General features: G+C 49.9%; 11 protein-coding genes. 3 read left to right on the plus strand and 8 right to left on the minus strand.

The features are described from left to right. The first annotated feature begins 19 nt into the window (after window positions 1-19). From BUR42_RS04225 to BUR42_RS04235, 3 genes are read left to right on the plus strand one after another with little or no spacing between them, the layout of a single operon-like run. Window positions 20-1795, plus strand: a complete 1776-nt coding sequence (locus BUR42_RS04225; protein ID WP_074238043.1) for a RagB/SusD family nutrient uptake outer membrane protein — start codon at window positions 20-22, stop codon at window positions 1793-1795. Continuing rightward, complete coding sequence (locus tag BUR42_RS04230; protein ID WP_234979606.1) at window positions 1792-3435, plus strand: DUF4091 domain-containing protein; 1644 nt, start codon at window positions 1792-1794, stop codon at window positions 3433-3435. The genes BUR42_RS04225 and BUR42_RS04230 overlap by 4 nt, the downstream gene beginning before the upstream one ends. Continuing rightward, window positions 3399-4358 (plus strand): hypothetical protein, encoded by a 960-nt coding sequence (locus BUR42_RS04235; protein ID WP_074238045.1) that lies wholly within the window; start codon window positions 3399-3401, stop codon window positions 4356-4358. The genes BUR42_RS04230 and BUR42_RS04235 overlap by 37 nt, the downstream gene beginning before the upstream one ends. Here the strand turns inward: BUR42_RS04235 and fucP are convergent. From fucP to BUR42_RS04275, 8 genes are all read right to left on the minus strand, one after another. Continuing rightward, complete coding sequence (fucP, locus tag BUR42_RS04240; RefSeq protein ID WP_074238046.1) at window positions 4347-5609, minus strand: L-fucose:H+ symporter permease; 1263 nt, start codon at window positions 5607-5609, stop codon at window positions 4347-4349. The genes BUR42_RS04235 and fucP overlap by 12 nt on opposite strands. Before the next feature lie 151 nt (window positions 5610-5760). After that, entirely contained in the window at window positions 5761-6618 is an 858-nt protein-coding gene (locus BUR42_RS04245) for a fumarylacetoacetate hydrolase family protein (RefSeq protein ID WP_234979607.1), read from the minus strand. A 7-nt stretch (window positions 6619-6625) separates the two neighbouring features. Continuing rightward, a complete protein-coding gene (locus BUR42_RS04250; protein WP_074238047.1) occupies window positions 6626-7852 on the minus strand; it encodes a DUF6786 family protein in 1227 nt (408 codons plus the stop codon). A 17-nt stretch (window positions 7853-7869) separates the two neighbouring features. Next, window positions 7870-9477: a UxaA family hydrolase gene (locus tag BUR42_RS04255; protein ID WP_074238048.1), complete on the minus strand. Its 1608-nt coding sequence runs from the start codon at window positions 9475-9477 to the stop codon at window positions 7870-7872. A gap of 8 nt (window positions 9478-9485) precedes the next feature. Beyond that, window positions 9486-10256 carry an L-fucose dehydrogenase gene (locus BUR42_RS04260; protein ID WP_074238049.1) on the minus strand — a complete coding sequence of 257 codons (771 nt, stop codon included), beginning with the start codon at window positions 10254-10256 and terminating at the stop codon, window positions 9486-9488. A 7-nt stretch (window positions 10257-10263) separates the two neighbouring features. After that, window positions 10264-11793, minus strand: a complete 1530-nt coding sequence (locus BUR42_RS04265) for an aldehyde dehydrogenase (NADP(+)) (RefSeq protein WP_074238050.1) — start codon at window positions 11791-11793, stop codon at window positions 10264-10266. An 8-nt stretch (window positions 11794-11801) separates the two neighbouring features. Then, complete coding sequence (locus BUR42_RS04270) at window positions 11802-12938, minus strand: glycoside hydrolase family 172 protein (RefSeq protein ID WP_074238051.1); 1137 nt, start codon at window positions 12936-12938, stop codon at window positions 11802-11804. A gap of 63 nt (window positions 12939-13001) precedes the next feature. Beyond that, entirely contained in the window at window positions 13002-14009 is a 1008-nt protein-coding gene (locus BUR42_RS04275; RefSeq protein WP_074238052.1) for a LacI family DNA-binding transcriptional regulator, read from the minus strand.

Consider the following 14009-nt stretch of genomic DNA (forward strand, 5'->3'; position numbering starts at 1 on the left):
CAACCTTCAAACTTAACAGATGAACAAGTTCCTTGTTTTAGTCACCATATTGCTCTTAACAGCATCATGCACCAAAGACTATCTTAAAAAAGCGCCGGACGAAGACCTGGACATTAAAAAGGTATTTTCCGAAAGAAAGTACGCAGAGTCTTTCCTCTCTTCGGCATACAACAATGTTCCCGTTATGCTGGGCGCGGCAGACTGGGACCAGCGTAATCCTTTTACGGGCGCCAGTGATGAAATGGAGATCACTTTCCTGGGGGCTTACTCCCACCTGCTGAACTCCGGTGCCTGGAGTGCGAATGACTACTACCCGGATGTATGGGGTTTTATGTATGAAGGCATCCGTAAAACAAACCTTTTCCTGGATAATGTGGCACAGGTGCCGATGGATGAAACGGAGCGGAACAGGTGGATAGGAGAAGCTACTTTCCTGCGGGCTTTCTTCCATTTTATGCTGGCACGTATTTATGGCGCAATCCCGATCGGTGATCATGCCTATACACTCAGCGAGGATTATTCGAAGATCCGCCGGCAGCCCATTGACAAAGTAGTTGAATTCATCACGAAGGAATGTGATAAAGCAGTGCCTTTGCTGGAATGGAAAGTAGCCCCGGATAAACTGGGCCGTGTTACCAAAGCAGCTGCGCTGGCATTGAAGTCGCAGGCATTATTGTACATGGCCAGCCCGCTTTGGAATGGTAACCCTGATTACACCGGCATAAAAGATAAAGAAGGTGTGCAGCTCTTTCCTGCTTTCGATAAAGAGCGCTGGAGAAGAGCGGCTGTTGCTGCGAAAGAATGCATCGACGGGGTGGAGGCGAATGGATACAGGTTATACCGCGCCGCAAATAATGATCCTGTGCGGAATTACCAGGAAGTATTCATTGAACGGAACAACGCGGAAGTATTGTTTGCTCGTAATGCAGGAGAACATTCGCATTTTGAGCGTTGCAGCAATCCCATCAGTTATGGCGGCTTCTCTATTTTCTGCCCTACGCAGGAATTAGTGGACGATTATGAAATGGCGAACGGCCAGCGGCCTATTACAGGGTACAATGCAGATGGCTCGCCGGTGATCAATGCCGGTTCCGGTTATGTGGAAGGAGGGTATGTGGCAGCTAAACACCCGCTGGATTATTATCCTGCCGGTGTAAGCAATATGTATGTGGGCCGGGAGCCCCGCTTTTATGCCAGCATCAATTTCAACGGCGCTATCTGGAAAGGCCGGGGCATACAGTTCTGGTTTGAGGGGCTGGATGGCAGGAAGCGGGCAGGCTCCGATTACTGCATTTCCGGTTACCTGATGAAGAAAATGGTGAACCCCACTTCGGATATCTTCCAGAACAGGTTTTCTTTGAATACCTTCATCTATTACCGGCTGGGGGCAGAATACCTGAACTATGCGGAAGCACTAAACGAAATGGATGGCGCCGTGCCGGATGTATATAAGTATGTGAACCTGATCAGGGACCGTTCCGGTTTGCCTCCTTTACCTGCCGGTTTAAGCCAGGATGAAATGAGGGCCCGCATATGGCATGAACGGAGGATAGAGCTGGCATTTGAAACACATCGCTACTTTGATACACGGCGCTGGAAGATTGCAGCAGGTATTGACAGTAAAGAAATTCACGGGATGAACATTGGTGCAGGCACCAGCCTGTCCGACAATAATTTTTATAAACGCACCGTGATAGAGAAACGGGTGTTCATTGCACCGAAACATTATTTATGGCCGTTACAGCAGGAGGAGATCAATAAGAATCGTAACCTGGTACAAAATCCCGGATGGTGAAAAAAGTAATTATTTTATTGTTGTGCCTGGCTGCCGAGACTGCGCAGGCGCAAAGCATGAGCGTATGGCTGGAAACTTCATTGAAAAGGATCTTCCCGCAGTCCCCTGCGGGCACTGATTCCATCCTGGAGCTATCTGCGGCCAGGGGCAGCCGCATTTCCTTTCAGGCAGCTTTTCACAGCGATCTGAAAGACCAGGTGCATATGGAATGCAGTATGGAAAATGCGGCTGAATTAAAGCCCCGGATACGTTATGTGGGGCTGGTGCCCATGCATCATTTTACAACGGACGTAAGGAAAGAAGAAATGGACGGCATCGGCTTCCTGCCGGGGCTGGTGCCGGAACCATTATATCCGCTTACAAAGGTAGAAGCAAATCCTTATGCAAGCCGGTCTTTCTGGATAACACTGAACATCCCGGCCAACATTACACCCGGCATGCATACCTATGATGTGAAACTGAAGTGGAATAAAGGGGAGCGGGTGTTAAAGCTGAAAGTGAATGCGAGCAAACTGGTGTTGCAGCCCCGGCGTAATTTCCCGGTCACGCATTGGTGGCGGGGAGAGGCTACCAGCATTTATTACAAGACTAAAATGTTCGATGAACAATGGTGGAAACACACGGAAGCACAGATGCGGAACCTGATAGAGCATGGAACGGATGTGGCTTTTGTACAGAATTTCTTCGAGTTTAAGACCTTGTTTAAACAACCCTGCCAGATGCTGCTCGTAGACGAGCCGAGCCCGGGGAAGTATACATTCAACTGGTCTGTGATCAAACGGTTCACGGATATGTGTAAGCAAATGGGCTACCGGAAATTTGAATGGGCGCATCTTTGGATGTACTGGGGTGTAACAACGGCCATGCGGGTGTATACCGTAAAAGAGGGCAAATATGTATTACTGTGGGATGCTGATCTGCCCGCTTTTTCAGACAAGTACATCAACTTCTTAAAACAATTCCTGCCCGCCTTCCACGACTTCCTGCAAAAGGAAAATATACTGGAAGGTTCTTATTTTCATTTGTCGGATGAACCCTGGTCTGAGCATGTACCTAATTACAAACGGGCACGGCAGGTGCTGAAGGACCTGGCGCCCTGGATGAAGGTAATGGACGCTTTAAGCGATATCCGGTATGGAAAGGAACATTTAACAGACATACCGGTGCCTATCATCAGTTCCGCCGCGGCCTACCTGAAAGAAAAAATACCGCACTGGGTGTATTTCTGTACAGGCCCAAGGGATAAATGGCTGAACCGTTTCTTTGATACACCACTGCCTAAGATCCGCATGAGCGGCTGGTTGTTTTACCATCTGAAGGCAGAAGGCTTTTTGCATTGGGGGTATAATTACTGGCATAAACTGGATTCGGAAGAAGCATCCGATCCTTATTCAAATGGTTCTGCACATGCTTATCCCGGCATTCCGGATGGCGATCCGTTTGTAGTGTATCCCGGTCCGGACGGGCCTTATGATTCTATCCGCTGGGAAGTGTTTGCAGAGTCCCTGCAGGATTATGCGATCCTGCAATCTGCGGGTATTGACCCGGATGATAAATTATTAGCACCTTTGGTTTCTTACGAAGATTTTCCTAAAACATCAGCATGGATAACAGCCGCATTAAAACAGGTTTTATTTTAGTATTGGTATTTGCTTTTACAACAGGCAGGGCACAATGGATCAGGCGGGACAGTACCGTATGGGGTGTGCGCAATGGTATAGTGGTGGGTTTGTGGCCGGGCGCTATTGAAAGTTTAAAGGAAGGTGCTAACGGAGGACCGCGGGGATTGCTGCGCATCGGTTATAACTATGGCGGCGTAACGTATCATATCAATTATATCGCCGTAGAACCGGTGGTGAACGGAAAGATAGAATTCAGCGAAATCTCTCCTTCAGCCTCAGATGGCAAATGGGGGAAACAAATGTGGATAGGGGATACGGTGATAACAGAAAATACACTGAGCCTGTATGTTCACATGGAGAAATTCGCCAATGGCGCGCATCCTTACCTCAGGTTAAGCATACATAAAGACAGGCCGGAGGAATTATGCATAGAGGTATTCCATCACCCCGGCAGTGCTCCCATGGAGCGCTGCGGGGTTACGGCTACGATGGGGAATTATTCCCGCCTGCGTAAATTGTATATCAATGATTTGGTGATCAACTCCCGCGAGCTATATGCGGGTTATGACGGAATTGATTTCATTGAAAAAGAAACTTATCCCTTAAAAGGAAAAATAGTATTGGCTACGCCGGATGAAACCTTTGCACAACTGGCAGCATGGCCACAGGACCCCGCTTATTTAACCCGCTGGAACTGGCGGTACCGACCTTTTTATATGCTTGCACAGTATTGGCGGAAGGATGTTGCTACACCTTCCTTACAGGTGCGCGTAAATGGCAGGGCAAAATATTGGAGCGGGGGAAACAGAGACCCGCGGCAGTATATTGCTATACCGGGCGGGCCTTCTTTTGAGAATTTTGAGTTAAGAGAAAAGTATGTTGCAGGGCAGAAAGCTTATTTTGGTTTAAGCATGAAACCGGTATCCGAATTACTTCGGTAAGGCATGCCGCCATGCATAATACAGCACCACGGCAAAACATATCATGGGCACAACATAAGCCAGCTGCACATTATAATAGTAAGCGATAGCTCCCAGCCCCAGGGGGATCAAAGCGCCACCTACAATAGACATCACGAGGAAAGCAGAAGCGGACTTGGTTTCATTGCCAAGGTCCCTGATAGCAAGTGAGAAAATAGTTGGGAACATGATGGACATAAAGAATTCTACCATCAGTAAAAAGTACACGCCGATCCTTCCTCCCTGTAATACACAATACGCCAGTAATAACACACATGCTGCACTGTAGATGATCAGCAATATGCGGGGTGCTATCTTTTGCATCAGGAAAGTACCCACATACCGTCCGATCATAAAGCAGAGCAACAGCATACCCAGGAAAGTAGTGGCTTCCAGTTCCGGCATGCCTGCACTGAAACCGGCGTAACGGATAAAGAAACTGGAGATGCATACCTGTGCACCCACATAAGCAAACTGTGCTATCACGCCCCAGCGGAAATGTACATGCCGGAATACGCGGAGGTTAATGCTGAGCTTACCGCCATGTTCTTCCTGTACCGGCGGAAAATGCACCAGCCGGAAAATAAGTGCTACCAGCAGGAGCACGCCTGCAATGGCGAGATAGGGCACCTGTACGGACCGTGCTTCTGAAAGCAGGTAACTGTTCAATGCTTCAGGATTCATGGCATTGAGCTGTTCTGTAGAGAACTCTTTACCGGAAAGGATCACTTTGCTCAGGAAGAAGGCGGCTACGAAGGCGCCCAGCCCGTTGAAGGCTTGTGCAAAATTGAGGCGCTGCACGGCGGTTTCCTTTGACCCCATGATGGTGATGTAAGGGTTGGCAGCCGTTTCAAGGAAGGTCATGCCTGCTGCTACTAAGAATAACGCAAACAGGAAGAGCCCGAAGGAACGTAATTCTGCTGCCGGGAAGAACAGGATGGCACCGGTTGCTGCAATCAGCAGGCCGGTGATGATGCCTGTTTTATAGCTCCATTTACGCATCACCCATGCGGCGGGTAATGCAAAAAAGAAATAGCTCACCCAATAGGCGGAGTCGATGAAGGCGGACTGAAAATCGTTCAGCTGGCAGGCTTTCCGCAGATGCGGGATCAGCACGGGTATCAGGTTGCCGGTGAGTGCCCATAAAAAGAACAGGCTGATCACGAGTATGAACGTCAGTTTAACAGGGTTGCTGCGCGTGGAAGGCTGCAACGTTTCAACGGTGGAATTCATATAGGGTGGATTTTAACGCGGTGTTGGAACATCATTGACCGGCATGATCAATGCGGTGTTGGAACATCATTGACCGGCGTGATCAATGCGGTGTTGAAACATCATTGACCGGCAGATTAATGCAGTGTTGGAACATCATTGACCGGCATGATCAATGTAATGTCTGAACCTCATTGATCAGCGTACCGATGTGGTCTATGCTGATCTCTACACGGTCATCGTCCTGCAGCGTGAAATTGTTATCAGGTACCAGGCAGGTGCCGGTCATGAGATAACAGCCATCCGGGAATGCACATCCTTTGAAGAGGAAATCCACCAATTCCTGGTGCCCGCGTTTCATCTGGCTGATGGGAACGCTATCTGTGTACTTCAGGTCTTCTTTGCGGAAGATGGACATTTTTATGAGTGTATCCGGAGGGATAGGCGTATCCGTTACAACCAGGCAGGGACCAAGACCGGCGCATTTCTCATAGACCTTTGCCTGCGGGAGGTACAGCGGGTTTTCTCCTTCAATGCTGCGGGAACTCATGTCGTTGCCAACGGTATATCCTTCAATAGTACCGTGGCTGCTTACGAAGAGTGTAAGTTCCGGTTCCGGCACATCCCAGGATGAATCTTCCCGGATGAACACTACCTCTTTGTGGCCGGATACCCTGTGTGGAGTAGCTTTGAAAAAGAGTTCAGGTCTTTCTGCCACGTATACTTTATCATAAAAGGTAGCACCGCCGGAGACCTCTGATTCTTCCATACGTGCGGTGCGGCTGCGGAAATAAGTAACACCGGCAGCCCATACTTCCTGTGTGGCAATGGGAGCCTGCAGTTCATTTGCAATGATGGTTTCTGCGGTAGCTTTATCTATGCGTGTTTGCGAAGGAAGTTCTGACAGGATGTTTTTAAACAGCTCTTTCCTGTTTACGAAACTATTCCAGTCGGCCTTGATGGAATAATACTGTTCATCGTGGAAGGCCAGTAATGTGGCTGCGGTTTTATAGAGCCGGATGATCTGCATGGTGTAATTATTTTTTGCTGAGGAATTGTTGTACATCTTCCAGCGGCAGGCTCCACAAGCGGGCTGCGAGGGCTTTCAGGGCTGTGCGGTCTGCAGCTTCGAAGTGCATGGTTACCTGTTTGTAGCTGAGTGTTTCGCCGGGTTTCAGGGCACGTGCATCAGAAGAAGATTCTACTTCATAGAAAGGGCCCATCTGAGAACCATCTGCCAGCGGGCCATCGTTATAGCAATTCACGGCATCTCCTTTGAAGGGTTCTTTTTGCAGTTCCCATTTGGAATTCACATAACGGCCCTGCGGCGCTACTTCATAGAAGAGTACAGTGAGCGTATTGTTCTCCAGGTCTATACTGCCTGCACCCGATTTGGCAACGAGCGGAGAGAGCCCCAGTTTGCCACGGGCTTTGCCATCTGCACGGAAGAGCAGCAGGCTGTCTTTCACCTGCAGGTTCTGCGGAGGTATTTTGCCAAAGTAATCATCTGTGATATGTGCATGGGCATCTGCTACTCCTTTGAAAGGTGCTACCACCACCGTCTGATCAGAAGGGATGAACATACCCAGCAGCCAGATGCTGAGCAGTCCGTTCTTTTCCTGCCATGCACTGTCCCCCGTATTAGTGAGTACATTCTCTGTTTCGTAGGCTACGCTTTTTACACCTTCAGGCAATGCATATTGCAGTTGTGCGGCAATGGCGTTGTTGTCCAGCAGGCGGATAGTTCTGCTGATATCCAGTTTAAAGGTAGTGCCGGAATAGTTTTGAATGCTCCCGGCATATTGATAGGTAATAGCATTGGCGGACTGAGATTTCACGTTGTAATGCGCGGTATCTATCAGGCCGGGTGTTTGCCAGTTATCGAATTCAAAGGATTTGCCGCCGGGGAAGAAGAGGGAATACTGCCCGCCCTCGGGGCCTAACCAGAAACGTTCTTCACCACCAAATGCATTGATGTGCGGGGAAAGTTTGCCGGAGGATACCAGGTTGTAATTGATCCAGCCAAAGCTTTTGCCTGCGCTGCCGCTGGCAGTGCTGGTCATTACGCGGGCCTGGTAATCGCCTGTTACCACCACACGGCTGCTGTCGCTGCTGCTTTGGAGTACTACTACATTTTGCAGGTGTTTTTGCAGAAAGGCTACATCCTCCCCGAAAGTGCCGGGTTTCTTTTCTTCCTTTGTTTCAGCCTGGTTGCAGCTGATCATGCCCGTGAGCAGTGCAGCTGCCATAATGTTTAATTTCATAACAGTGTTTTGAAAACTTATAAAGAAACCCCTCTTTTCCAGGGAATGAAATCATCCTGTTCCAGCACCTGTGCCCTTGCGGTGTATAAACCGCTGGCGGTATCGATCACTAAATTTAAGATCCTGTCTGCTGCTTCGTTGATAGATTCTTCTCCATTAATAATAGTTCCTGTATCTATATCAATGATGTCCTCCATTTTGTTGGCGAGCTTGCTGTTGGTGGAAAGCTTAAGCACCGGCGTAACAGGGTTGCCGGTAGGTGTACCGAGCCCTGTGGTAAAGAGTACGATGTTAGCGCCTGCCCCTACTTCTGCCGTAGTGGATTCCACATCGCTGCCGGGCGTGCAGAGCAATGCAAGGCCCGGGCGTTGTACGCTGCCGGGATAGTCTATGACATCTGTTACGGGAGAGGAGCCCCCTTTTTTTGCAGCACCGGCAGATTTGATGGCATCTGTAATGAGTCCGTCGCGGATGTTGCCGGCAGAAGGGTTGGAGTCGAAGCCGGAACCCACTGCTTCCGCTCTGCTGGCATATTCCCGCATCAGCTGTGTGTAACGTGTAGCGAGTTCTGTGTTGATGCAGCGGTCGCTTAGCTCCTGTTCCACACCGCAGAGTTCAGGGAACTCAGATAAGATCACGGAGCCTCCTAATGCTACCAGTATATCTGAAACCCTTCCTACGGCCGGGTTGGCAGAGATACCGGAAAAGCCGTCTGAACCGCCGCATTCCATACCGATGATCAGTTTACTCAGCGGGGCTGGCTGGCGTTGTTGTTTGTTGGCTTTGGCAAGTCCTTCAAAAGTGAGTTGCAGCGCCTGTTCCATCAATACTTTTTCAGAGCCTATCTTTTGCTGTTCCAGGCAGATCACTGTTCTGTCGAACCCCGGTACTCTTTTTTCTATCTCTTCCTTCAGCATATCTATCTGCGCATTCTGGCAGCCAAGGCTCAGCACGGTAGCACCTGCCACATTAGGATGCGTGATGTATCCGGCTAACAGGCCGCAAAGCGTGCGGGCATCGTCTTTGGTGCCGCCGCAGCCTAAAGTATGTGAGAGTAGTTTAATACCGTCGATGTTTTCAAAAGCTCTGCGTTTGGGTGGTTTTATAATGATCTCAGGATCTTCTTTACCCTGCAGCAGTTGCTGCAGCATTTCTTCATAAGGATTGTGTTTGCGGTAACCCAGTTCTTTCACCAGCACTTTGTGCAGCATCTGAACATTGCGGTTTTCGCAGAACACCAGCGGAATGATCACCCAGTAATTACCTGTGCCCACACGTCCGTCGGTTCGGTGGTAACCCATGAAATGGCGGTCTTTCCATTGGGTAACATCTGGTACGTCCCAATCGGTCTTACGTTCTTCTTTTACCGCAAAATTGCCGGAAGCATGGCGGATGTTCTTTGTGGTGATCAGCTCACCTTCAGGGAGGTCTTCATTGGCTAAACCTACCAGTACGCCGTACATGATAATGGGACTGTCTTTCGCAATGAATGTTCCCGTGAGTTTATGTTTGGCAGCTACATCACGGATAGCGGTGATGCCTTCCACCGTTGTACCGGCAGGAATATCCTGCAGGGCTACCCACACATTGTCGTCCCGATGGATCTTTAATATTTGTAAACGCATGTTGTGATCTATTTTAAAGCCCTGTCCAGGTGCACATATCCGCCATCTACATGGATGAGCTGGCCGGTGGTGTGGCTGGACTTTTCAGACAGCAGGAAGGTGACCATTTGTGCGATCTCTTCCGGTGTGGTCATTCTTTTTTCCAGTGGTATACCTTCCACGATGTTGGCGAGTTTGTTTTCTTTATCGGCAAAAGTATTGATCCAGCTTTCGTACAAAGGCGTCCATGATTCCGATACCACTACGGCATTTACGCGGATGCTGTAGGGGAGGAGCTCTACAGCCCATTCCCGGGTGAGCGCATTTCTGCCGCCGTTGGCAGCGGCATAACCGGAGGTATTACCCTGGCCTGTTTCGGCGGTTTTGGAAGTGATGTTCACAATGGGGCCTTTACTCTTTTTCAGGTAAGGTAAGGCATGATGTGCGATGAGGTAGTAATGCACCACGTTGCGGTGAAGGGATTGCATAAAACCTTCGTAGGAGCCGGATTCCAGCCCAACGCCATCATTGATGCCGGCATTGTTCACCAGTCCATCAATCCTTCCGTATTGATTAACGATGGTTGCTACTGCAGCTTGGCATGCTTCAGGGCCGGTGAGCTCAGCGGTTACCTGACCGCCTTTTCCGATATGGGCCAGGTGCTGCAGGTTATCTGCTTCATTCCTTCCGATGATCACAGGAAAGGCACCTTCTTCGGCGAGTACGGCTGAAATAGCTGCACCGATCCCTTTGGCGCCACCTGTTACTATGATGATCTTATCTTTTAATCCCAGGTCCATAGATAAATTATGTTTTAGAAAAGTTTCCGTTTAATAAGCGCCATATGCCGAGTGGATTTTCGTCCTGCAGCTCAGGCGGTAACAGGTAAGCGGGGAAGTCCTGGTAACAGACAGGCCTGCAGAAACGATAGATGGCGGCGCTGCCAACAGAGGTGCCTGCTGCGGGTGTGGTAGCCGGCCAGGGGCCGCCATGCACCATGGCATGGTTAACGGCTACGCCTGTAGGAAAACCGTTGATCACTATCCTGCCTGCTTTTTCCCGGAGGATATTCACCAGTTCCGCGTATTCGCGGAGGTCTTCTTCCGTACCATGAATAGTGGCGGTGAGCTGCCCTTCCAATGCATCGGCGAGCCGGAACAGTTCTTCTTTGCTGCTGGTGCTGATATGTAAAGAAGAGGGGCCGAACACTTCATGGCAGAGGGACGGGTTATCCAGCACCTGTGTGGCATTTACCTGTAAAAGGGCGGGAGATGCCTGGTGTGCGGTGGCAGACGCTGCTCCAAGTAACCGGGCGCCTGCCTGCCGCAGGCTGTTGATGCCGCTGTTGTAAGCCTCCAGGATTCCGGGAGTTAACATGCATCCGGTGGGCATTGCTGCAATTCCTTTTTGCAGGGTGTTGAGGAATGGTCCTTCTTCTGCGGGTGTAATGAATACGCCCGGGTTGGTACAGAACTGCCCCACACCCATGGTAAGGGATTGTAAAAACTGTGCAGCTAATGTTTCTCCTTTTTCTTTCAGTGCGCGGGGCAGAAAGAAAACCGGGTTTACGCTGCCCATTTCTGCATAAACAGGGATGGGCACTGCTCTGCGGGTGGCTGTATCATAAAGGGCCTTGCCGCCCCTGAATGAACCTGTAAAAGCGATGGCAGACAATTGTGGGTGAACCGCCAGCTGCTGACCGGTATCAATAGCGGCACCATGTAATAAAGAGAATACACCTTCCGGCATACCGGTATCGTTGGCGGCGGTGCGGATCACATTGGCAACGAGATAAGAAGTGTGCGGGTGTGCAGGATGTGCTTTGAATACTACCGTACATCCTGCAGCCAGCGCGGCAGCCGTATCGCCACCTGCAACAGAGAATGCCAGGGGAAAATTGCTGGCACCAAAAATGCCGGTAACACCAAGCGGGATCTGCATCTGCCGTACATCCGGCGTAGCTTTATCAATACGTGCATTCACCCAGGAACCTTCCGATATCATGGTGGCGAATAACCGCAACTGCCCGGTGGTACGGTCTCTTTCTCCCTGTAAGCGCGCCAGCGGCAGGCCGCTTTCAGCGGAGGCGGTGGTGATCAATTCATCACCTAAAGCTGTGATACCTGTTGCAATGGCTTCTAAGAAAGCAGCGCGTTGTTGCGCGGGTACTTTTTTGTATACGGTAAAAGCCTGCGCGGCAAGTTTTACGGCATCATCAATTTCCCCGGGCGTTGCTTCCTTGAATTCCAGTGGCAGCCATTGCTGCTTTTGCGGATCAAATGCGCGAAAAGTACGATTGCCTTCTCCACTCAAACGATTACCAATGATCTGATTCATCTGTATTATTAGTTTACTTCGAGTTCGTCTTTTGCCTGTAATTTGGGGAAAGGAGCATGTGGTTCACGCTGGTACCAGAACACTACGCTGCTGATATCCGATTGCTGCGGCAGGTAACGTCCGCCGCTGCGCCAGCCGAGGTCCTGGATGGTGATCTTCAGTTCTTTTTCAAAACGCACAGGGTCCATGATATGCCAGCGGTACAGGCCAAAACGTTGCTGGGACTTATACAATCCATCCGGCCGGATCACCTGGTGCAGGCCGGCGTAGGGAGTGGAGAATTCCTGGTACCTGCCTTTGTTGTCAAAGTTGTAGGAACCGCAGAAATAATCTTCTGTTCCGGTGCCACAGATAGTAGGGAACTTGTTATCGCCATCCATGAAGAATTTAATTTCACCTTCACCCCACCAGCCGTTATTGTTCACACCCCAGGCCACATAAGTTCCCACGTACTGCCCTTTTCCTTTAATACCATCTATCATGGTGAACTCAGCTCCTTTTACGGGATTGTTGCGGCGGAACTGTGCATGGAAATATGCAGCATCTTCCGGCACCTGTGTGAGGGTGTAATCTACCTGGTAGTACAGGGTCATGCGTTCTGTGTTAATATTTTCCATGGTGATCTTACACTTTTTGCGGAAGGGCATAGACCAGTAACAGTTAAATGCGCTGCCGGGGTTTACGGTAACAGCGAGGGAGTTCATCTGTGCATATTCACCCCAGCCCATACCGAAGAAATCACCTACAGGTACTTCCACGGAAGGCGTGGTTTCATCGTCCCAGTAAAAGCGGAGGATGGAGTAACGCCAGTTGCCGGTGGGCGTCATCCAGATGTGCTGGATAGCGCCGGAGCCGTTGATCTCTGCGAGGGTAACTGTTTTACCCGGTTCAATATGAATGTATGGATTCACTTTCCAACCCTGCCCCAGGTCTCTTGCGGCATTCTTTGCATTGCCTTGTTCCAGTGTGGCCATACCACCTTTGCCGGGTTCGCCGGTGATATTCTCCGGACTGATAGAACGCGTTTTTGCGTCTGAAAGACGGGAGAGATTACCCAGGTTCATGTCCAGCCCGTTAAAGGTTTGCTGGGAGAAGGCCGTCCAGCTGAGGCAGACTGCCATGGAGAGAAGGAACAGTTTTTTCATACAGTGTTTTAATTTACGTGTTGTGCTTTAACGATTAAGCAATAATAGTTTATTTAGTGGTGCTTACTTTTTCCCGGAGGATCTCCTGATCACGAGTTCTGTATCAATGCAGATCAGTTCTGCGGGTTTATCTGCGTCTTTTATCTGATCGAGCAATACGCGTACGGCTGCTTTGCCCATTTCCAGGATGGGCTGCCTTACGTAAGTAACGGGGGAGTAGAAGAGGTCGAATGCCTCACTTTCGTCGAAGCTTACTACGGCCAGTTCTTCCGGTACACGGATGCCCAGTTCGTTAATATATTTCAGTCCTTCAATGGCCAGGCTGTTGGTGGCAAAAAAGATGGCATCTGCGGGTTTGCGGGCTTTGAGCAGTTGATCGATAGCCAGTTGGATATCTTCTTTCAGGTGGGAATACCGGGCCAGTTTCATCTGGCTCTTTTTCTCACCCAGCGCTTCCGTATATCCGCGTTTGCGTTCGCTGATATGATGAAGGGCTGTTTTGTAGGCGATCATGCCTATTTGCCGGCGGCCCATTTTAATGAGATGGGTAACGGCATTATAGGCAGATTCGTAGTTATTGATACTGATGTGGCTGGCAGGGATGTCCGGGAAATACCGGTCTATCAGCACAAAAGGTACGTTCTGGTTCTGCAGGTTCCTGATCTGCTGTTCGGAGCCCTCCGTGGGGATAAGGATCAGCCCGTCCACCTGCCGGTTCAGGAGTACATTGATCAGGTCCCTCGATTTGTCCACATTCTCATCAGAGCTGCCGAAGATCACGGTATAGTTATTCCTTTTGGCTTCGTCTTCGATCGTGCGGGCAATATTGGCGAAGAAGGGGTTGGAGATATCCGCCACGATCAGGCCAATGGTGTCCGACCGGCCGCTTTTAAGGCTGCGGGCAATGTGATTGGGCTGATAGTTGAGCTTGCGGGCTATTTTGCGGATCTTTTTGGCCATTTCCTGGCCTACTCTTGCTTTCTCCTCTTTATTGGTAAGCACATAAGATACCAGCGCGGTGGATACACCGGCTTCCTGGGCAATATCTTTTAAGGAGACCTTCTTCTTCAT

Source organism: Chitinophaga niabensis (genome assembly GCF_900129465.1).
GTDB classification, from domain to species: Bacteria; Bacteroidota; Bacteroidia; order Chitinophagales; family Chitinophagaceae; genus Chitinophaga; species Chitinophaga niabensis.